At 68.5% G+C, this 20354-nt stretch carries 17 protein-coding genes; 6 read left to right on the top strand and 11 right to left on the bottom strand.

Going from position 1 to position 20354, the window contains the following annotated elements; all coding sequences use genetic code 11:
- Positions 1 to 11: 11 nt before the first annotated feature.
- Positions 12 to 374: a translation initiation factor Sui1 gene (locus tag N5C88_RS07995; protein ID WP_059372849.1), complete on the bottom strand. Its 363-nt coding sequence runs from the start codon at positions 372 to 374 to the stop codon at positions 12 to 14.
- 57 nt (positions 375 to 431) lie between these two features.
- Entirely contained in the window at positions 432 to 3128 is a 2697-nt protein-coding gene (locus tag N5C88_RS07990; RefSeq protein ID WP_280015102.1) for a LuxR C-terminal-related transcriptional regulator, read from the bottom strand.
- 181 nt (positions 3129 to 3309) lie between these two features.
- On the opposite strand from N5C88_RS07990, the gene N5C88_RS07985 reads away from it, so the two are divergent.
- Genes N5C88_RS07985 through N5C88_RS07975 form a run of 3 tightly spaced genes read left to right on the top strand, consistent with a single transcriptional unit; the run spans position 3310 to position 7044 of the window.
- Positions 3310 to 4533 carry an ABC transporter substrate-binding protein gene (locus N5C88_RS07985; RefSeq protein ID WP_118934597.1) on the top strand — a complete coding sequence of 408 codons (1224 nt, stop codon included), beginning with the start codon at positions 3310 to 3312 and terminating at the stop codon, positions 4531 to 4533.
- Positions 4530 to 5606, top strand: a complete 1077-nt coding sequence (locus N5C88_RS07980) for an alcohol dehydrogenase catalytic domain-containing protein (protein ID WP_251881825.1) — start codon at positions 4530 to 4532, stop codon at positions 5604 to 5606. The genes N5C88_RS07985 and N5C88_RS07980 overlap by 4 nt, the downstream gene beginning before the upstream one ends.
- Positions 5607 to 5610: 4 nt before the next feature.
- The gene (locus N5C88_RS07975; protein WP_251881823.1) at positions 5611 to 7044 is read left to right on the top strand and encodes an aldehyde dehydrogenase family protein; all 1434 of its coding nucleotides are present in this window, start codon (positions 5611 to 5613) and stop codon (positions 7042 to 7044) included.
- Positions 7045 to 7098: 54 nt separating this feature from the next.
- On the opposite strand, the gene N5C88_RS07970 is transcribed toward N5C88_RS07975, so the two are convergent.
- On the bottom strand, positions 7099 to 7479 hold the full coding sequence (locus N5C88_RS07970) for an RNA-binding S4 domain-containing protein (protein ID WP_251881821.1): 381 nt from the start codon (positions 7477 to 7479) through the stop codon (positions 7099 to 7101).
- Between the two features lie 198 nt (positions 7480 to 7677).
- Here N5C88_RS07970 and N5C88_RS07965 point away from each other — a divergent pair, with 198 nt between their 5' ends.
- On the top strand, positions 7678 to 9534 hold the full coding sequence (locus N5C88_RS07965; protein WP_280015100.1) for an ABC transporter ATP-binding protein/permease: 1857 nt from the start codon (positions 7678 to 7680) through the stop codon (positions 9532 to 9534).
- Between the two features lie 18 nt (positions 9535 to 9552).
- Here N5C88_RS07965 and N5C88_RS07960 read toward each other — a convergent pair whose 3' ends face one another.
- Positions 9553 to 10356, bottom strand: a complete 804-nt coding sequence (locus tag N5C88_RS07960) for an aspartate dehydrogenase (RefSeq protein ID WP_280015099.1) — start codon at positions 10354 to 10356, stop codon at positions 9553 to 9555.
- Between the two features lie 176 nt (positions 10357 to 10532).
- Here N5C88_RS07960 and N5C88_RS07955 point away from each other — a divergent pair, with 176 nt between their 5' ends.
- Entirely contained in the window at positions 10533 to 11030 is a 498-nt protein-coding gene (locus N5C88_RS07955; RefSeq protein WP_280015098.1) for an N-acetyltransferase, read from the top strand.
- Here N5C88_RS07955 and N5C88_RS07950 read toward each other — a convergent pair.
- From N5C88_RS07950 to N5C88_RS07935, 4 genes are all read right to left on the bottom strand, one after another.
- Entirely contained in the window at positions 11003 to 11959 is a 957-nt protein-coding gene (locus N5C88_RS07950; protein ID WP_280015097.1) for a BMP family ABC transporter substrate-binding protein, read from the bottom strand. The genes N5C88_RS07955 and N5C88_RS07950 overlap by 28 nt on opposite strands.
- A complete protein-coding gene (locus N5C88_RS07945) occupies positions 11956 to 12933 on the bottom strand; it encodes a tripartite tricarboxylate transporter substrate binding protein (RefSeq protein WP_059372660.1) in 978 nt (325 codons plus the stop codon). Before N5C88_RS07945 ends, N5C88_RS07950 begins: the two co-directional genes overlap by 4 nt.
- Before the next feature lie 147 nt (positions 12934 to 13080).
- Positions 13081 to 14469 carry an amidohydrolase gene (locus N5C88_RS07940; protein ID WP_059372662.1) on the bottom strand — a complete coding sequence of 463 codons (1389 nt, stop codon included), beginning with the start codon at positions 14467 to 14469 and terminating at the stop codon, positions 13081 to 13083.
- 144 nt (positions 14470 to 14613) lie between these two features.
- Positions 14614 to 16107 (bottom strand): MFS transporter, encoded by a 1494-nt coding sequence (locus N5C88_RS07935; protein ID WP_118934613.1) that lies wholly within the window; start codon positions 16105 to 16107, stop codon positions 14614 to 14616.
- Positions 16108 to 16250: 143 nt separating this feature from the next.
- Here N5C88_RS07935 and N5C88_RS07930 point away from each other — a divergent pair, with 143 nt between their 5' ends.
- Entirely contained in the window at positions 16251 to 16883 is a 633-nt protein-coding gene (locus tag N5C88_RS07930; protein WP_280015096.1) for a TetR/AcrR family transcriptional regulator, read from the top strand.
- A 51-nt stretch (positions 16884 to 16934) separates the two neighbouring features.
- On the opposite strand, the gene N5C88_RS07925 is transcribed toward N5C88_RS07930, so the two are convergent.
- The 3 genes from N5C88_RS07925 to N5C88_RS07915 form a co-directional block, all read right to left on the bottom strand.
- Positions 16935 to 17885: a tripartite tricarboxylate transporter substrate binding protein gene (locus N5C88_RS07925; RefSeq protein ID WP_059372672.1), complete on the bottom strand. Its 951-nt coding sequence runs from the start codon at positions 17883 to 17885 to the stop codon at positions 16935 to 16937.
- Between the two features lie 73 nt (positions 17886 to 17958).
- Positions 17959 to 19227 carry a carboxylesterase family protein gene (locus N5C88_RS07920; protein WP_280015095.1) on the bottom strand — a complete coding sequence of 423 codons (1269 nt, stop codon included), beginning with the start codon at positions 19225 to 19227 and terminating at the stop codon, positions 17959 to 17961.
- Between the two features lie 147 nt (positions 19228 to 19374).
- Entirely contained in the window at positions 19375 to 20325 is a 951-nt protein-coding gene (locus tag N5C88_RS07915) for an adenosine deaminase (RefSeq protein WP_059372676.1), read from the bottom strand.
- Positions 20326 to 20354 lie beyond the last annotated feature (29 nt).

Genomic DNA, 20354 nt, shown 5'->3' with positions numbered 1-20354 from the left:
CTCCGTCGGTGTCAGCCGCCCGCGCGCTTGGCGCGGATGCCTTGTTTTTGCAGGGTTTCCATGACGCGTTCGCAGTGGTCGCCCTGGATCTCGATCACGCCGTCCTTTACCGTTCCGCCGGAGCCGCAGGCGTTGCGCAGCTGCTTGCCCAGCGCGTTCAGCGCCGCGCCGTCCAGCGCCACGCCCTTGACCACGGTGACGCTCTTGCCGCCACGGCCCTTGGTTTCGCGCGACACGCGGGCCACGCCGTCGCCGGCGGGGGCCGCACGGGCGGTCTGCTTGCACAGGCACTGCGCCAGCGGCTTGCGGCATTCGGGGCACATGCGGCCGCCGTCGGTGGAGTAGACCAGGCCGCCTGTAGAACTGCTTTTCATGATGGACACGCGCAAAAGTCCCTATCTTAATCGCCGGCAGGCCAGCCAGTCCCGGCCTTACAGCAGACCGGCTTCGCGCGCCAGGGCTACGGCGCGGGTGCGGCTGTCGGCGCACAGTTTTACGTTCAGGTTGCGCAGATGGGTGCGCACGGTGCTTTCGGATACGAACAGGCGCTGGGCGATGGCGTTGTTGGAATGGCCGTCCGCAACCAGGCGCAGCACGTTCAGTTCCTTGGCTGTCAAAGCCTCGGCCGGCGCGCGCTCGGCGGCTGGCTTGGCCGGGCTGGAGTCCGCGGGCATCCCGGCATGGCGTTGGAAGCGGTTGAGCCAGGCTTGGGCCGACGCGCAGCCATTCAACCATGCGCAGCCGTCTGTCGACGAAAAGAAGCGCGGCAGCAGCGAGAGAAAGGCGCTGCCTTCGTCAGCCAGCACACGGCATAGCCCCTCGGCCTGCGCGGTGTCCAGCAAGGTTGCCAACTGCTGGTGGGCCTGCGCCTCTTCACCTGCGCGCGCCAGGGCGACGGCGCGGAACATTTGCAATTTGTAGGCGCGCCGGATGCGGCGGGACGATACGGCGCACGCAATGTCGGCATCCAGCTGGCGCAACGCATCCTCGGGCTTGCCCGTGTAGGACTGCACGCGCAGCATCCCCAGCCGCGGGTACAGCAAGTCGTTGGAGGGCAGGCGCAGCGTTTCGATGCGAGCCCACAGATCGTTGTCTTCCGCGCGTTTGAGCTCGTCCTGCGCGGCCTGCGGATGTCCTTGCAGCAGCAGCACGCGCGCGCGCTCCACGCGCGCGCTGCCGGCGATCCGGGGCAGGCGGCGCTGATGGCCGAGGTATTCCAGTTCGCCCAGCAGATAGAAGGTCTGCACGATGTCGCCCGACAGAAATGCGATGCGCGCCAGCATCACATAGCCGAGTATCAAGTGGTCCGGGTGTCCCGTGTCCCGCCCAAGAGGCACGTAGACGCGCAACAGCCGGGCGGCCTGCTCCAGATCGCCGGCTTCGTAAACCCCGGCCGCGTACAGCACGCCGGCCCAGGCGTTGCCGTTGGCCTGGCCGTACGCGCCCTTGCGGGTGGCGTGGACGGCCATGCGGAAATGCGCGCCAGCCTGGCGCATGCGCCCCTCCTGCAGATCGATGATGCCTTCCACCGCTTCGGAGTACATCTGATTGAAAGCGCTGGCGGCCAGGCTCTGCGCGCGGCGGGCGGCGTCCAGCAGCCGTTGCGCTTCCTGGTAGCGGCCAAGCACGGCGGCGACGTTGGCCATGGCGTTGGCCAGGGCGGTTGCCGCGAAGGTGGACGCGTTCGCCGCCGCGGCGATGCCAGGCATGCCTAGCGCGTAGGCCTCTTCGTGACGGTCGGTCATGGAGAGCAGCAAGGGCCGCAGCGCCTGCACGTGCGCGCGGACGTCGGGATCGGGGCTGCGGGCCAGTCTCAACTCGTCCATCTGCAGCGACGCCTCGCTGGCGCCCCGCGTAAAACAGGTTGCCCATACCTGCACCGCCTGCAGGGCCGGGCGGCGGGCCAGGACGGCCGCTGGCAACTGCGCGAACCAGCGGGAGAGCAGCCGCATGCGCCCCTCGGCCAGCAACGCTTCCGCGGTTGTACCCAGCAAGGCAAGGGCGTGCTCGAAGTCGCCGCCTTCGATGGCGTGATCGATGGCAGGAACGGGACGGCCTTGCTCGGCGTACCAGCGGGACGCCGCCAGATGCAGCGCGGGGATGTCCGCTGGATCCTGCTGCCGCAGTGTGGATTGCAGATGGCTCGCGAACAGGCCGTGGTAGCGGTATTGAGCCGCGTCCGCGGAGGAGCGCGACAGCAGGACCTGCCCGTCCTCGAGTTCGCGCAGGATGCGACCGCAGTCCAGGTCCGGCAGCAACGCTTGGCATAGCGCCGCGTTCAGTTGCTTCAGGATGCTGGTGCGCAGCAGAAAGCGCCGCAACTCGGGCGTCTGTCCGGCAAGAACATCCTGGGCCAGATAGTCGGAGACGGACTGGTCGCTGCCCGAAAAGCGTTCGATGAACGCCGCGGCGGAGTCCTGCCGCGCCAGCGAGGCGCAGGCCAGCCAGAGCGCGGCGATCCAGCCTTCGGTCTTGTGGTGAAGCTGGCCGATTTCGGCGCGTGTGACCACAGGGTTGCGCCGGGCGAAGAACAGGGTGGTTTCCTCCAGCGAAAAGCAGAGCTGGGCAGCGTCGATTTCGAGCAGCCGGCCGTCGGCCCGCAAGCGTCCCAGTTCCAGGCCGGTGGCATGGCGCGAGCCGATCAGCAGCCGGCCCTGCGGCGGCAGGCGGTTGATCAGGTTCTGCACGAAGTCCAGCACGCCTGGCGCGACGATGGCCTCGAACTCGTCCAGCACCAGCGCAAAGGGAGCGGTCTGCGTGGCGATGGCTTCGATGAGGGCGAGCGCCAGCGCGTCGTCGGCCTCCAGGTCGGCCAGCGCCCCGGGCGGCGCGGCCAGGGGCTCCAGCGCGGCGGTCAGGCATCGCAGAAAGCGCGGCAGATCGTTATCGCCGCGGTCCAGCGTCAGCCAGGCGCCGTGCACGGATTGCGCGCTCAACCGGGTCTGGCACTGAGCCAGCAGCGTGGTCTTGCCGTAGCCGGCGGGGCCGCGCGCGAGGACGACCCTGGGGCTGCCGGGCGCGCAGATTTGCGCGCACAGCGATACACGCGGGATATGGTCGGGGTGGGCAGCGGGGACGCCGAGCTTGCCGCTGGCCAGCGCATGTCCGGGCGAAAACATAGGGCGCATGATCTGCCTGTTGGGTGAGGAACGATTGCGCGCCGCCGGCTCGGGGAAACCCGCAAGCAACACGAAAATCGTCGCTTTGGACGAAGCTGAAAAATGCGTGCCTACGATACAAAAGGACTCGTGCCGGGGCAATAGGCCAGTTGCTGCGCAAATGGCGTTTACTCATAACGGAGACATATCGATGGCAATCGTGAAAACGGTGTACGCGTTGGCGGGCGCCGCACTCGTTGCGGCAGGCGTGCAAGCGCAGCCTGCCGGCGGCCCAGTGAAGATCGGCGTCATGGCGGACATGAGCTCGGCGTACTCCGACATCGGCGGCAAGGGGCTGGTGGAGGCCGCGCGCATGGCCGTGCAGGATTTCGGCGGCAGCGTGTTGGGCCAGCCGGTCGAACTGGTGTACACCGATGGCCAGAACAAGGTCGACGTCGCCAGCGCGGCGGCGCGGCGCTGGTTCGACCAGGATGGCGTGGACATGGTCACCGATCTGCCCACGTCGGCGCTGGCGCTGGCCATCAGCGAACTCGGCCGCGAGAAGAAAAGGATCGTCATGGTGACGAGCGCGTCGACGTCGGAGCTGACCGCCAAGGCGTGCTCGCCCTATACCGTCCACTGGACCTACGATACCTACGCGCTGGCCAACGGCACGGGCGCGGCGGTGTCCGCGCAGGGCGGCAAGAAATGGTATTTCATGACAGCGGATTACTCGTTCGGCTACGCGCTGCAGGCCGATGCCTCCGCGGTCATCGAGAAGAACGGCGGCAAGGTGCTGGGGGCGGTGCGGTCGCCCCTGAATACGCCGGACTTCAGTTCCTATCTGTTGCAGGCGCAGGCTTCCAAAGCGGGCATCATCGGCCTGGCGCTGGGCGGCAACGACGTCATCAGCGCGATCAAGCAGGCGGCGGACTTCGGCATAGGCCGACCGGGCGGTCAGCAGAAGCTGGTGGCGCTGCTGGCGTTCCTGTCGGACGTGAAGTCCATCGGGCTGCCCTTGGGCCAGGGGCTGCTGTTGACCGAGGCGTTCTACTGGGACCAGAACGACGCCACGCGGGCCTGGTCGCAACGCTTCCAGGACAAGGTCGGACGCAAGCCGACCATGACCCAGGCCGGTACCTACGGCGCGGTGCTGCATTACTTGAACGCGGTCAAGGCGGCCGGCACCAAGGACGCCGACGCCGTCATGGCCAAGATGCGGGAGACGCCCATCAACGACTTCATGACGCGCAACGGACGGTTGCGCGCGGACGGGCGGGTGGTGCGCGACATGTACCTGTTCGAAGTGAAGAAACCGGAGGAATCCCGCAGCGAGTGGGATCTGTATAAGCAGGTTGCGGTCATCCCGGGCGACGTCGCATTCCGGCCAGAGGACCGCGGCGGCTGCCCCTTGATCAAGCAGGTGATGCGATGATCAGCTACGACGTAACCGCCTTTGGCCAGCCGCTGGTCCCGATCGAGCGCCCGGCGCCCGAACCGCAGGGAGCGCAGGTATTGCTGAGGGTGCTTGCCGCGGGCGTGTGCCACACCGACGTGCATACGTGGGAGGGCTACTACGACCTGGGCGGCGACAAGCGCCTGCGCGTGGAGCAGCGCGGCGTCACGCTGCCGTTGACCCTGGGCCATGAGACGGCAGGCGTGGTGGTCGCCGCCGGGCCAGACGCGAATGGGGTGACCACGGGACAGCGCTATCTGGTGTATCCGTGGATCGGTTGCGGCGACTGCAAGGTCTGCCGGCGCGGGCGCGAAAACCTGTGCGCCGCGCCGCGCTTCCTGGGGATCTTCCGGCCGGGCGGCTATAGCGACCACATCCTGGTGCCGGACGCCCGCTACCTGATTGAAATCGGCGACCTGCGGCCTGAGCAGGCCGCGCCTTACGCATGTTCGGGCCTGACGTCCTATAGCGCCATCCGCAAGATTGCGCCGGAGGTGCTGCAGGCGGAGGCGGTCGTGGTGGTCGGCGCAGGCGGCCTGGGCCTCATGTGCGTGAGCTTGCTGCGCGCTTTGGGATGCCCGCGGGTGATCGTGCTGGAACCCGATGGCGCGCGCCGGGGCGCCGCCCTGGCCGCCGGCGCCAGCCTGGCCGTGGACGCGCACGCCGCCAGCGCGCTGGACGAGGTTCGGCGCGCCGCGGGCGAGGTCTGGGCGGTGATCGATTGCGTGGGCGCGGCCAGCACGGTGAAGCAGGGCATGGATCTGCTGGCCAAAGGCGGGCAATTGATCCTGATCGGGCTGTTCGGCGGAGAGTTGCCGCTGTCGACGGCCTTGGTGCCCATGCGCGCCATCAGCATCGAAGGATCCTACATCGGCACGCTGGCCGAACTGCAGCAACTCATGGCCTTGGTGCGGGAGCGTGGGCCGCGCGCCATTCCGATTTCCTGCCGCTGCCTGCAGGAGGCTCAGGCAGCGCTTCTCGATCTGGCGGCCGGCCGCGTGGTGGGGCGCCAGGTCCTCTGTCCCGATCAACCCAACGCGAAACAGGCATAGAACCATGCAGCTGAATCTGGATTCCGGCTATTCCATGACGGTGGATGGCCGCGCGGAAACGTCGGTGCAAACCTTCGATGTGCTCAACCCCGCCACGGAGGAACGCATCGCCACCGTGCCGGACGCGTCGCTGGCGCAGTTGAACGAAGCAGTCGCGGCCGCGAGGCGCGCCTTTGCGCCATGGAGCGAGACGTCCCTGGCACGGCGCCAGGCCGCGCTTCTTGCCATGGCAGACAGGCTGGAGGAGTACACCGAAGGCTTCATGCGCCTGCTGACGCGCGAGCAGGGCAAGCCCCACGCCGACGCGCGCGCCGAGGTCGGCCGTTGCGTCGCCTGGCTGCGTGCGACCGCGGCGCGCGATCTGCCTGCGGCGCGGCTGGACGACGGCGCGGGCCGCGTGTTCGAGACGCGCCATGTGCCTATCGGCGTGGTGGCGGCGATCGCACCTTGGAATTTTCCGATGACGCTGGCCATCTGGAAGATCGCCCCGGCCTTGCTGGCGGGCAACACCGTCGTGTTGAAGCCGTCGCCGTTCACGCCGCTGACTTCATTGAAGATGGGCGAGCTGTTTCGCGACCTGCTGCCGCCAGGCGCGCTGAACGTGGTGTGCGGCGGGGACCGGCTGGGACCTTGGCTGACCGAGCATCCGGGCATCGACAAGATCGCCTTTACCGGCTCGACCGCGACGGGCAGGCGCGTCATGCAGAGCGCATCCGGCAGGCTCAAACGCATCACGCTGGAGCTGGGCGGCAACGATGCGGCCATCGTGCTGCCGGATGTGGACGTGCGCGACACGGCCGCCAAGCTGTTCTGGGGAGCATTCCGCAATTCCTCGCAGTTCTGCCTGGCCACCAAGCGGCTGTATGTGCACGAATCCATCTATGACGAGTTCGCCGCGGCGTTGGTGGAACACGCCAGGGGCGTCGTCATGGGCGATGGCGCGCAGCCGGGGACCGGTCTGGGGCCGATCCAGAACCGTCCGCAGTACGAGCGGGTCAAGGATCTCATCGCCGACGCGCATCGCAACGGCGTGCGCTTTCTGGCGGGCGGCGATGTGCCGCAGGGCAAGGGCTATTTCGTGCCGGTCGCCATCCTGGACAATCCGCCGGACGACGCGCGCAGCGTGGTGGAAGAGGCGTTCGGACCGGTGCTGCCCTTGCTGAAATACCGGGACATCGACGACGTTGTCCAACGCGCCAATGACTCCGACTACGGGCTGGGCGGGTCGGTGTGGTCCAAGGACCTGACGCTGGCGCGGTCCATCGCGCGGCGCCTGGAAACCGGCACGGTATGGATCAACCATATCCACGCCATGTCGCCGGACGTGCCGTTCGGCGGCCGCAAGCAGTCGGGCCTGGGCGTGGAGAACGGGTTGGAAGGGCTGCTGGAATACACCAGCGTGCAGACGGTGGCGGTGTTGGCGGACGATGGCGCTTGAGCGTTATGGAATGCGGCCGGGACATGCGTAAGCGCCCCGGCGGCCCCGGAGGCTCTACTTGCCCCGCATCTGGTCTATCAACCGCCGGTCGCGCTTGGTGGGGCGTCCGGCTTCTATGCCCAGCGCGGGCTCGGGCGCCAGGCGGCGCATTTCCGCTGCGCGCTCGCGCGCTGCCACGCTCTCGGGCGTTTCCTCGTATAGCTGGCGCGCGACGGGGGCGGGGCCGCGCACGCCGCTGATCGCCATCACCCGCACATGCAGCGCCGGGTCTTCCTTGCGCACCGTGACCAGATCGCCTGGCGCGACTTCGCGCGCGGGCTTGGCGGGCTGGTCGTTCACCAATACCCGGCCCTTGCCGATTTCCTGCACGGCCAGGCTGCGCGTCTTGTAGAAGCGCGCGGCCCATAGCCACTTGTCTAGCCGGATCTTGTCCATGGTTCCTTACCTGCCGGTATTGCTGCTCAGGCGTCCATGATAGCCGCCGTACGCCGCCTTGCCGCGGCGCGCTGGCTGTCAGATGGCTTTCGATCACCCAGCTGCAACGCTTAAGCCTGGCTTAAAACGGTCCCCGCGCCGGAACTCGATGCGCGCGTCCCGTCTAACCAGAAACGCGTATCGGAGGGCAATCGACTCATGGACCTGAACTGGCAGCAGCAACTGACGGAAAGCGGGCTCTGGCTGGCGCGTGCGTTCGGCATTTCGGCCATCGCGCTGATGCTGGTCGGGGGCCTGCTTGCGCGCTACACGGATTGGGGACGCAAGTTCTGGCGGCTGGCGCGGCCGTATCTCGATCCCAGGCGCAGCTGGCAGCCCCTGTTGACGCTGGCGCTGCTGTTGTTCCTGGCGATGTTCGCCGTGCGCATGACGGTGCTGTTTTCGTTCTGGTACAACGGCTTCTACAGCGCGTTGCAGGCGCTGGACCAGAGCGCGTTCTGGCGCTTTTTGGGCATCTTTTCGGTGCTGGCCTGTGTGCACGTGGTGCGTACCCTGGCCGACAGTTATGCCGGGCAGGCCTTCGACATCCGCTGGCGCGTGTGGCTCAACGACAGGCTGACCCGCGACTGGCTGGGCGCGGGCGCCTACTACCGCGGCCATTTCGTCGATGCCCCGGTCGACAACCCCGACCAGCGCATCGAACAGGACATCGCCATGTTCGTGACGGGTTCGCGCACGCTGGCGATCGGCGCGCTGAGCGCGGTCGTCTCGCTGGTGGCGTTCACGTCCATCCTCTGGGGACTGTCCGGCGCCTTGACGGTGGCGGGGGTGGCGATTCCGCGCGCCATGGTGTTCATGGTGTACCTGTACGTCATCGTGGCAACGCTGTTCGCGTTCAAGATCGGGCGCCCGCTGATCAAGCTGAATTTCCTGTCCGAGCGCCTGACGGCGAACTTCCGTTACGCGCTGGTCCGCCTGCGCGAGAACGCCGAGAACGTGGCGTTCTATCAGGGCGAGAACGTCGAGCGCGCCACCTTGTGGACGCGTTTCTCGGCCTACATCGCCAACCTGTGGGCGCGCGTGTACCGGGGGCTGAAATTCGACGGCTTCAACCTGTCGGTGAGCCAGGTGGCCGTGGTGTTCCCGTTCATCCTGCAGGCGCCGCGTTTTTTTAGCGGCGCGATCAAGCTGGGCGACGTGATCCAGACGTCGCAGGCCTTCGGGCAGGTGCAGGATTCCTTGTCGTTCTTCCGCACCTCCTACGACACCTTCGCGCAGTACCGCGCCACGCTGGACCGGCTGAATGGCTTTCTGGACGCCAACGAGGCCGCGCGCGCGCTGCCTGCGGTGCAGACGGAGAGCCTGCCGGACGGCCTGGATATCGAATCGGTGCAGGTGGCGCGCCCGGACGGCACGGTGCTGCTGCGCGACCTGAACCTGAGCTTGCGGCCGGGCCAGGCGCTACTGATCAAAGGGCCTTCGGGCAGCGGCAAGACCACCTTGCTGCGCGCGCTGGCGGGCTTGTGGCCCTATGCGCAGGGCTCGGTGCGCCGGCCGCAGGGCGCCTCTGCCCTGTTCCTGTCGCAGCGGCCCTATCTACCCCTGGGTGATTTGCGCGGCGCGGTCGCGTATCCGGGGCTGGCACAGCCCGAGGACGATGCGCGCCTGGCCGACGCCTTGCGGCGGGTCAATCTGGGGCATCTGACCGGGCGCCTGGATGAAGTCGCGGATTGGTCGCGCATGCTTTCCATCGGCGAACAGCAGCGCGTGGCGTTCGCGCGCGTGCTTTACAACCGGCCCGCCATCGTGTTCCTGGACGAGGCCACGTCCGCTACCGACGAAGGGCTGGAGCATGCGCTGTACAGCCTGCTGCGCGAGGCGCTGCCGTCATGCATGCTGGTCAGCGTGGGGCATCGCAGCACGCTGGACGTGTTCCATACGCACAGGCTGGACCTGGATGGCGCGGGGAACTGGCGGGTGGGACCGATGGCGCGGGCGGGCGCTGCAGGTGAGCGCCTGCGCCCGGCGGACGGGCCGCAGCGGGCGGCGGCCTAGCGCCGCGCCCGCCGCGATTCAGGTACCCACCCGCAGCGGACCGGTCAGCTTGCGCAGCGCGGCGATCACGCTTTGCGCGGTGATGCGGCCGGTCTTGGGATTGGCCGAGGGGATGTTCTGGATTTCCATCGAGAACGAGGCCGAGTCGGACACGACCTCGACGCGGTGCAGATTGCGCTCGAGCGAGGGATCGGCCCAGATTTCCAGCGTGGTCTTGTCCGGGCCGATGCCGGCCAGCGACACGCTGACCGCCACGTTCAGATTGGCCGGAAAGCCCACCGCCGCTTCCCGCGGCGAGCCGCGGAAGATCAGGCGCGGTTCGGTGATGTCCGCGATATCGATGTTGTTGTCGGTCAGGTAGGGCGCGCCCAGCAGGCCGCGCACCGGCTTGCGGGTGATCATGGTGACGGAATGGATGACGCCCTCGGCAGCCGCCGTGATGGCATCCAGGCCCAGGATGGCGCCCGAAGGCACCAGGATCTGGCCATGGTGTTGGCGGGCGAGTTCGATCAGGTCGTCATGGCGCAGCAGCGCGCCCGAGCTCAGCACCACCATCTTCTTGCCGGCGCGCAGCACGGGCTCGGCGATGTCGCGGAACACTGCGGCGGGGGCGCATTCCACGACCACGTCGCAGTGTTCGTGCAGCGCATCGATGGTGGTGTAGGCGGGCGTGGCCTGGGTCCAGGCGAAGGCCGGCGGGGCCTTGGGATCGCGCACCGCGATGGCCGCGAGCGTCAGGCCGGGCAGGCCGGCGTCCAGGGATTGCGCCACGGCCTGGCCGATGGCGCCGAAGCCGGCGATGCCGACACGGTAGCTGTTCATAAGGGTCCAGAGTAGGGCCGCGGCGCGCCGCGGGCGGTTCGGAAAGGGGCTGCACGCCGCCGCGATGACGCGGCGCCGGACTGCCGGCCACTGTAGCCACCGTGCCGGCAGGCGTCAATGCGGAATGGCGACCATGCCCGGCTACACTTTGCGCCTGAGCCTACAGGAGTCGAGGCATGCATATCCTTCCCGAAACACCAAACGACCGCGAGGCGATCTTCGCGCTGACGCAGGCTGCGTTCAAGGACAATCCCCACAGCCAGCAGACCGAAGGCTACATCACGAACGCGCTGCGCGAGGCCGGCGCGCTGACGCTGTCGCTGGTGGCGCGGGTGGACGGGCGCGTCGCGGGCCACATCGCGTTTTCTCCGGTGGCGATCAGCGACGGCTCGGCGGACTGGTACGGTCTGGGGCCGGTCGCGGTGCTGCCGGAACTGCAAGGCCGGGGCATAGGCGCGGCCTTGATCCGGGACGGCCTGGCGCGCCTTGAGGCGCTGGGCGCGGCGGGCTGCGTGGTGATGGGCGATCCGGCGTACTACACGCGATTCGGTTTTGCGCAGACGCCCGCGCTGACCTATCCCGGGGTGCCGCCCGAGTACTTCATGGCGCAGGCCTACACGAGCCCGGCGCAAGGAGACGTGGCCTATCACAAGGCGTTCGAAGCGACCGCGTAGCGGGCAGGGGGCGGCGCGGGCAGCGTGAATTCCGGCCCGCTGTAGTCAGAGGCGATGTCCAGCGCTCCCGCTGCGAGCCGCCCCGCCCATTCATCCAGGACGCGGCGTTCTTCCGCGCCGACCTTCGCGCCCAGCACCAGCCGCAGCGACGCGGCTTCCTCCAGGCCGTAACGGGTCACGCGACCCACCGCCAGCGCGCCCGCGGCATGGTCCGCGGCGGCGCGCTGCACGCACAGTCCCGAATCGGCCAGCGCCGATGCCAGATAGACCTGCGGGTCGCGCGCCACCCAGTCCAGCACATTGCCGATCTGCCAGACGCCCGTTTCGCGGCACACGCGCGTCACGCCGTCGCGGCCGCCGTCCATCATGGCGAACAGCACGCGCGCGTCGCGGGCGGACAGCGCGCGGGCCCAGGCCGCGCCCAGCGCCGGATCGTGCTGGTTGCCGCAGAAGGCGGTCAGCGGATCCCGGCCCGTGACGCGCCGCACGCCATCGGCATAGGCGGCGCGGCCTTTCAGGCCGGGCCGCACTTTTTCGCCGGACAGATGGGCGGCCCGCCCGTTGGCCGCGCGCAGGCCCGCCAACACGCCGGCCAGAAAAGCCGAGTGCTCCTGCTGGATCTCGTATGACGCGACGTTGGCCGCGGTGTAGTGCCCCTGGGTGATGGCGAATTGCGTGCGCGGGTAGCGCGGCGCCACCTCGGCCACGGGGGCATCGCCCTGGCCGCCATGCACGATGACCAGCTCCGGGCCGGCGTCGCACAGTTGCGCGATGCGCCCGGCGCGCGCGGCGGAGTCGTGGTCGGAGATCCATTCCAGCTGCAGGGGCTGGCCCGCTTGCGCGGCGCGCTCCGCGCCACGGACGGCCGCTTCGTTGAAGCCGCCGCGGCCAGGATGGCCGAACAGCACAAGCATGCGGCGGGCGCTCATAGGCTGGCTCCCGTGGAACGCACCACCGGTCCCCAGGCTTCGGCCTGGCGACGGACGAAATCGGTGAACTCGGCGGGGGATTTTTGCGACAGGACGAAGCCCTGTCCTTCCAGCCTGGCGCGGATGTCGGCGCTGGCCAGCGTCTGCGCGATGGCGTCGTTCAAGCGCTGCGAGACCGCCGCGGGCAGGCCGGCGGGTCCGGACAGTCCGACGAAGTTCTCGGCGATCAGGCCCGGATAGCCCAGCTCGCCCACCGCCGGGATGTCGGGCGCCTGCGGCACCGGCTTGCCGGTGGTGACCGCCAGCAGGCGCAGTTGGCCGGACCGCAGGAACGGCAGGTTCTGCGGCAGCGCATCCACCGCGAAGCGGATCTGGCCGCCCAGCAGATCGTTGCGCATCGCGCCCGAACCCTTGTACGGAATGTGCTGCAGGCGCGCGCCGGTTTGCCGCGAATACAGCTCACCCACGATCTGGCCCACCGATGCCAGTCCGCCACTGCCGTACTGCACCGGCTGGTCCTGCGCGCGGATCCAGGCGGTCAGCTCCGCGAAGCTGGACACAGGCACGGAAGGGTGGACCACGAACACGGCGGGCACCGCGCCCAGGTAGGCGATGTGGTCGAAGCTGGCGAGCGCGTCGTATCCGCCTTGCGGCATCAGGGCAGGCGAAATGGACAGCGGCGCCGAGTTCGACATCAGCAGCGTGTAGCCGTCGTTGGGCGCTTGCGCGACCAGGCTCGCGCCTATGGTCGAGCCCGCGCCGGGCCTGTTTTCGATGACGATGGGCTGGCCCAGCCGTTCGGCCAGCGCGGGCGCGATGAGGCGCGCGGCGATGTCGCTGGCGCCGCCGGGCGGGAAGGTGACGACGAGCCGGATCGGACGCTCGGGCCAGGCGGCTGCGCGCGCGATGCGCGGCCGCGCCAATGGCAGCGCCAGTGCGCCGGCAAGCATGAAGGTTCGACGGGAGATCGGCATGGCGTGGCTTCTACATGGCTGCCGCGGGGCGGCAAAGGGGCGTACTGTAGAAAGCCAGGCCGGGCCTGACAAAGAATTTGTAGCCGTTTGCTTATGCCCGCCGCATCGCGCGGCGGGCATTTTTCAAACGCGCGCGCGGCGCGCGGATCAGCTGCCTTTCTGCGCCTGCGCCATGTAGTCCACGGTCAGGTTCGACAACGCACGCACGCCGTTGATGAGGCCGGACTCATCGACGTAGAAGCGCGGCGAATGGTTCGGCGCAGCCTTCTCGACGTCGGTACCCTTGGGCGTCACGCCCAAATAGAAGAACATGCCCGGCACCTTCTCCTGATAGAACGAGAAGTCCTCCGACGCGGTCGACTTGGGCTGCAGCCCGTAGTTGCCTTCGCCCGCCACGCGCCGCAGCGTCGGGCCCATCTGCTCGGTCAGCGCGGGATTGTTGACGGTGGCGTTGTACAGCTCCACCACGCGCACGTCCGCCTTGGCGCCCGCGCTCTGCGCGATCATGTCGGCGGTACGCGCGATGCGTTGATGTATGTCCTTCTTCATGCCTTCGTCATAGGTGCGGATGGTGCCGGTCATGGCCACGTTGTCCGGCACGATGTTCATGCGGTTGCCGCCGTGGATGGCGCCCACGGTGATGACGGCCGGCTCCAGCATGCTGTTGATCTGGCGGCTGGGGATGGTCTGCAGGCCCAGGATGATCTGCGAACTGACCACGATGGGATCGATGCCGGACCAGGGCCGCGCGCCGTGCGTCTGCTTGCCGGTGACGTCGATCCAGAACTGGTCGGCGGCGGCCATGGCGGGGCCGCTGCGCCAGCTGAGCTTGCCGGCGGGATAGGCGCTGGACACGTGCAGGCCGAAGATGGCGTCCACCTTGGGATTCTCCAGCACGCCTTCCTGCACCATCATCTTGGCGCCCCAGATCTTCTTGCCGTCGGGCTCGAAGTCGGCGGGGCTTTCCTCCGCGGGCTGGAAGATGAATTTCACGCTGCCGGGAAGCTCGTCTTTCATGCCGGCCAGCACTTCGGCCGTGGCCATCAGGATGGCGGTGTGGGTGTCGTGGCCGCAGGCATGCATCACGTCCACTTCCTTGCCCAGGTAGGTGCCCTTTGCCTTGGACGCAAAGGGCAGGTCTACCTGTTCCTTGACGGGCAGCGCGTCCATGTCGGCGCGCAGCGCCACCACCGGACCGGGCTTGCCGCCCTTGAGCACGGCGACCACGCCGGTGCCGGCGACGCCGGTTTTCACTTCCATGCCCAGCGCGCGCAGATGGTCGGCGACCAGCTTGGCGGTGCGGTTTTCCTGGTTGCCCAGTTCGGGGTGTTCGTGGATATCGCGGCGCCAGGCGATGAGCTTGTCTTCGATGGCCTTGGCGCGTTGATCGATCTGCGCGGCCAATGCCGGATTGGGCGCGGGGACCAGCGGGCCTTGCGTGCCGGGCGCGCTTTGCGCGGCGGCCGGACCCGCCATCAGCAGGTGGGCGGCGAGCGCCAGCGGGGCCAGGCGGAACAGGGGTTTGCGGTAAGGCATGCTTTGCTCTCCTCGTGGTTGTTAACCTGTTATTGGACGAGGATCTTACCGAAGCGCAAGACGGCGCGAGCGTTTGTTACCAACGCTTAAAAACAGGCTGTTTTGATTCCGGCCGATGGAATTCCGCGCGCCGGAATCCGGAGGTCATGCGGCGTGCAGGACGTTCTTTGCGCCGCGTGCCAGGAACAGCAGCAACAGTGCCGCCAGCAGCGAGGCGACGCCTGCGAAAAGCATGGCGGCATGGAAGCCGCCGGCCAGCGCCGCGGCGGCCAGCTCGGCCGCATTGGCGGGCTGCGCGGGCAGTTCATGCAGGGTGATGGCGGCGCGCGCCAGGGCTTGCGCATCGGGCGCGCCCAGCCGAGACAGCGAGCCCGTCAGCGCCTCGATGGCGCGTCCGCTCATCAGCGCGCCCAAGAGCGCGATGCCTATCGTCATGCCGGTCTGGCGCAGCGCGTTCATGGTGGCCGAGGCCATGCCGGAACGCTCGCGCGGCACCGTGGCCATCACGGCCATGCTGGTCGAAGGCACGGCCAGGCCGGTGCCCAGGCCCAGCAGCACCAACAGCGAACCTGACACGAGATAAGGCGTGTGCGCTTCGAAGCGCGTCATGCCCAGCATGGCCAGGCCGATGAAGGCGAAGCCCGCGATCATCAGGCGCGGCAGGCCGAAGCGCAGGTTGAGCCGGCCGAAGACCAGCGACACCAGCCCGGCCGCCGCGAACTGCGGCGCCAGTTGCCAGCCGGTGGCCAGCGGCGACAGTCCCTGCACGTGTTGCAGGTAGAGCGAAAAGAAGAACAGGCTGCTGTAGGCGGAAAAGCCCAGCACGAAGGACGCGAAGTTGGTGATGGCGAAGCCCGCGTCGCGGAACAGCCCCAGCGGCAGGATGGGCCGCGCGGCGCGGTGCTCGACCCATAGAAAGGCGAGCAGCCCGGCGGCGGCGATGGCGAGCGCGACCGTGGCTTCTGGCGCAGCCCAACCATGTTCGCCGGCGGCGATCAGACCATAGGTCAGCGCGCCCAGCCACAGCACGCTGAGCGCCTGGCCGGCGGGGTCGAAGGCCGCGTGTTCGGGATGGGCGCTTTCCGTGATGCTCCAGGCGCCCAGCGCGATGGCCAGCGCGCCCACCGGCAGGTTGATGAGGAAGATGCTCTGCCAGTTGAAGTGAGCGACCAGTACGCCGCCCAGCATGGGTCCCACGATGAGCGAAATCGCGTTGCACGAGGCCCATATGCCGATGGCCTGGGCGCGTTCCTTGGGATCGGGAAAGGCCTGGGTCAGGAGCGACAGCGCGCCCGGTACCAGCAGGGCGCCGGCCACGCCCTGCACGGCGCGGCCGATCAGCAGCGCCGTCAGGTTGTCCGCCAGGCCGCACAGCGCGGAGCCCGCGGTGAACAGCAGCACGCCCGCCAGCCAGGAGCGCTTGCGTCCATAGCGGTCGCCCAAAGGCCCGGCGGACAGCATGAAGGCCGACAGGAACAGGGCGTAGGCGTCCACCACCCATTGCAGTCCGGCCATGTCGATGCGCAGGGCCGCCTGCATGGTGGGCAGCGCCACGTTGACGATGCTGATGTCCAGGATGGTGATGAAGCTGCCCAGGTTGACGGCAAGGACCAGGGCGCGGCGGCGTGCGGGATGCATGGCGGGACGCAGAGTGGGGGAAGGGGTATTCTATGCATCGACCGACCGTCGGTCAATGAAAAGAAGAACGATTCTCAGCTTTTGGCCCCAGCCCTGCGCCTCCTCTACACTGGCGCCTTGCTGCTGAACTGACCCTGGACGATATGCCCGCTGTTCCCGCCGACCCGCTTTCCCCGCCTGGCCCGGACGCCGCTTCCAAGCCCCGCACCAAGCCGGCCGCCGTGCGGCTGGATGAGTTGATGGAGGCCGCGCAAGCGCTCTTCATCCAGAAGGGCGTCGAGGCCACCACCATCAGCGAGATCGTCGAGCGCGCCGGCGTGGCCAAGGGCACCTTCTATCACTACTTCACGTCCAAGAACGACATGCTGGCGGCGCTGCGGGCCAAGTTCTCGCAGGGGTTCCTGGACCATATCGACCGCGAGGTGCGGGCCTGTGCGCCGGACGACGGCGTGGCGCGGCTGCGCGCCTGGACCCGCGCCGGCGTCGAGGCCTACTTCGACGGCTACGAACTGCATGACGTGGTGTTCCACGATGCCCAGCATCCCGACCGCGGCGTGGCCGAAAAGAGCGCCGTGCTGGAACAGCTGGAAGCGATACTCGAGGCCGGCGCGCGCGCAGGCTGCTGGAAGCTGGACGACGCGGCGCTGGCCGCCATCGTCCTGTACCACGGCATGCATGGCGCGGTGGACGCTGCCATCGCGCAGGGCCGGCGGGACGTGCAAGCGCTGTCCGGCCCCTTGTCGGCGATGTTCCTGCGCACGCTGGGCGCGGGCTGAGGCACGTGGCCTGAAGGGCGCGGCGGTAAACCCGCGCCGCTGCAAGCGCCGCTATTGCAGCTTGATGCCCAGCTCCTTGATCAGCGGCCCCATGTCGGCGCGGTCGGCCTCGATGGTCGCGGCCAGTTCCTCTGGCGTGCTGCCGATGGGAATCATGCCCAGGGTTTCCATTTGCGCGCGCATCGCGGGTTCCTTCAGGATGTCCGCCACCGATTTCTGGATCAGCGCCACGCGGTCGTCCGGAATGCCCGCCGGCGCCATCAGCCCGATCCAGGGCTGCGGCGCGTAGTCCTTCAAGCCGGACTCCTTCAGCGTGGGCGTATCGGGCAGGCCGCCGAAGCGTTCCGGACTGGTGATCGCGAGCGCGCGCAGCCGGCCGCTGTCGATCAGGCCCTTGGAACTCGAAGGCGCGTCCAGGCCCACGTCGAGCTGGCCGCCGATCAAGTCGTTCTGCGTCTTGCCCGACGAGGACGAGGGCACGTACAAGGCCTTGATGCCGGCGCGGCGCGCCGTCTGTTCCCAGACCAGATGGAACGCCGTGCCGATGGAGAACGAACCTACGCTGAGATTGCGCGCCTTGCTTTCGCGCACGAAGTCTTCCCAGGTCTTGAGCGGGCTGTCCTTGGGTACGATGAAGATGAATGGCGTGCGCGCCACCAGCGAGATCGGCTTGAGGTCCTTTTGCGTGTCGAACGGCAGGCTGTCCACGGCGAAGGGCACGATGGTGACGGACGAGGCCACCACCATGCCCAGCGTGTAGCCGTCGGGCGCGGACTTGACCAGCGCGCCGGTGCTGATGATGCCGGACGCGCCGGGCTTGTTCTCCACCACCACGGGCTGGCCCCAGGCGGCGCCCAGTTTGCTGGCCAGCACGCGCAGCATGACGTCCACGGGGCCGCCGGGCGGGTTGGACACGATGATCTTGACGGGCTTGTCGGGATAGGCGGCGGTGGCCGCCAGCGGCGCCAGCAGCGCCAGCGCGAGCGCGGTTTGCTTGAACATGGAATTCCCCTTGTTTTGGTGTGTTTGATGCGCGGGCGGCATCCGCCCGCGGCCCCGCAGATGCCGTCCCGGCCTAGGCCAGGATCTGCATGTGCGGCGCCGCCGGCCAGCCTGGCGCGTCGCCGCGGATGAACGCGATCCATGCCTGCTGCGTGGCGCGTGCAAGCTGGCGCGCCTGTTCCGCGGGCAGGCCGGCGAGCATGGGCGCGCTGGCGTACGCCGGCAACGTGTCGAAGACGAAGGGCAGTTCGATGCAATGGCAGGCGCCGAAGTTCGCCGTGGGCGCCACGTCGAACCGCGCCAGCCAGGCTTGGCGGCCTTGGGCCGCGGCGTCGGCGGCCCACTGGCGCGAGGGCGCGCCGAATACCTCGTCGCCCAGGTCCTGGTCGGCGGCGCTGCGGCCATTGCCGGGAAAGGCGGCCATTTCGTCGCGCGTGTAGCAGACCAGCACGTCGGCGCGGGACGACGCCCGCCTGAGCGCGGGCGCGATGTCATGTGGCAGCACCTGGCCGTCGAGCACCGGCGCGAACTGGCTGCGGCTGCTGCCCTCGGCGCGCAGCGTTTCGGCGACGGCGGGCGCCTGCTGCGCCGCCAGCAAGGCCGCCACGGGCAGCTCGCGCGCGGCTTCCAGGGAATCGGCTCCCGCGGCGCGCAGGAAGGCCTGTCCCAGCGCATCGGCCTGCTTTGCGCTGCGAAACCCCCGGCCCAGCGCCGCGCTTTGCAGGATGGCACGGGAGAAGCGCGGCTGGCGCGCCAGCATGGCGCAGATCGAGGACGCGCCCGCCGACTGGCCCATGACGGTGACTTGTCCGGGATCGCCGCCCAGGTCCTGGATGTTGGCCAGCACCCAATCGATGGCGGCCTCCTGGTCCAGCAGGCCCGAATTGGCCGTCTGGCCGGGTACGTACAGCCAGCCCAGCGCAGCCAGCCGGTAGTTGACCGCGACCACCACCACGTCGCCGCGCTGCGCGAGGTTGGCGCCGTCATACCAGTCCAGCGCGCCGCCGCCGCTTTGCCAGGCGCCGCCGTGCAGCCACACGACCACCGGCCGCCGCTTGCCGTCGGCGGCGGGCGTCCACACGGTCAGGTGCAGGCAGTCCTCGGATTGTTCGGCGCCGAAGTCGCCCATGGCGCCGCGCAGGCGCGAGGGCAGTTGCGGCGCGACCGGTCCCGGCCGGGTGGCGTCCAGCCTGCCGCGCCAAGCGGCCGGCTGCGGCGGTGCGAAACGCAGCGCGCCGATCGGCGCCTGCGCATAGGGAATGGCGCTGTAGCGGCACACGCCGCCTTCCAGCACGCCGGTCAGCGTGCCTGCCTGCAGCGACGCTTCCACGAACTGACTCATATCCTGCCCCCTGTTTCTGGTCTGTGGCCCGGCCGCGGCAGGCGCCGCGGCGGTCGGACTATGGTAGGGAGGAATGGGCCGCGCCAGGCATGCAGGTTTTGAACATTGCCATGCGCAATCCGCATGGCTGGCGGCGGGGCGCGCCGGCTACTTGAGGATGCGCGCGTCCAGGCTGTTGTCCGCCAGGGCCTGGGCCTGCGCCCGCGACATGCCCAGATGCTCGTACAGCGCGTGGAAGTTCTCGTTGACGTAGCCGCCGAAATACGCGGGATCGTCGGAGTTCACGGTGACCTTCACGCCCGCGTCCAGCAGCGACAGGATGTTGTGGTCGCGCATGTGCTGGAACACGCGCAGCCGGGTGTTGGACAGCGGACAGACCGTCAGCGGGATCTGCTCGTCGATCAGGCGCCCGATCAGCTTGGGGTCTTCGGCGGCGCGCACGCCGTGGTCGATGCGCAGCACCTTCAACAGGTCCAGCGCTTCCCAGATGTATTCCGGCGGGCCTTCCTCGCCGGCGTGCGCGACGCCTGGCAATCCTTCGGCGCGGGCGCGGTCGAACACGCGCTGGAACAGGCGCGGCGGAAAACCCATTTCGCTGCTGTCCAGGCCCACGGCGATGAAGGCGTCGCGGTGGGGCAGGGCGGCTTCCAGCGTGCGCATGGCCTGCTCTTCGGGCAGATGGCGCAGAAAGCTCAGGATCAGTCCGCTGTTCACGCCCAGTTGCTTGCGGCCATCTTCGAGCGCCTGGCTGATGCCGGCCAGCACTGCCTCGAAGGGCACGCCGCGGTCGGTATGGGTCTGCGGGTCGAAGAACGGCTCGGTATGCACCACGTTCTGCTCGCGGCACTTGAGCAGATAGGCCCAGGTCAGGTCGTAGAAATCCTGCTCGGTGCGCAGCACGTCCGCGCCGCGGTAGTAGAGGTCCAGGAATTCCTGGAGATTGCCGTAGTCGTAGGCGGCGCGCAGGGACTCGATGTCCGGCCACGGCAGCGCCACGCCGTTGCGCTGCGCCAGCCGGAACAGCAGCTCGGGTTCGAGCGAACCTTCCAGGTGCAGGTGCAATTCCGCCTTGGGCAGTGCGTTGAGCCAGTCGTACATGGGTGCTCCGATCAAAAAGTGTTGCCTGT

It is taken from the genome of Achromobacter sp. GD03932 (assembly GCF_029839485.1).
Classification (GTDB): domain Bacteria; phylum Pseudomonadota; class Gammaproteobacteria; order Burkholderiales; family Burkholderiaceae_B; genus Achromobacter; species Achromobacter bronchisepticus_A.
Note: the sequence above shows the minus strand (reverse complement) of the source record. Positions and strands in the feature narration are given on the sequence as shown.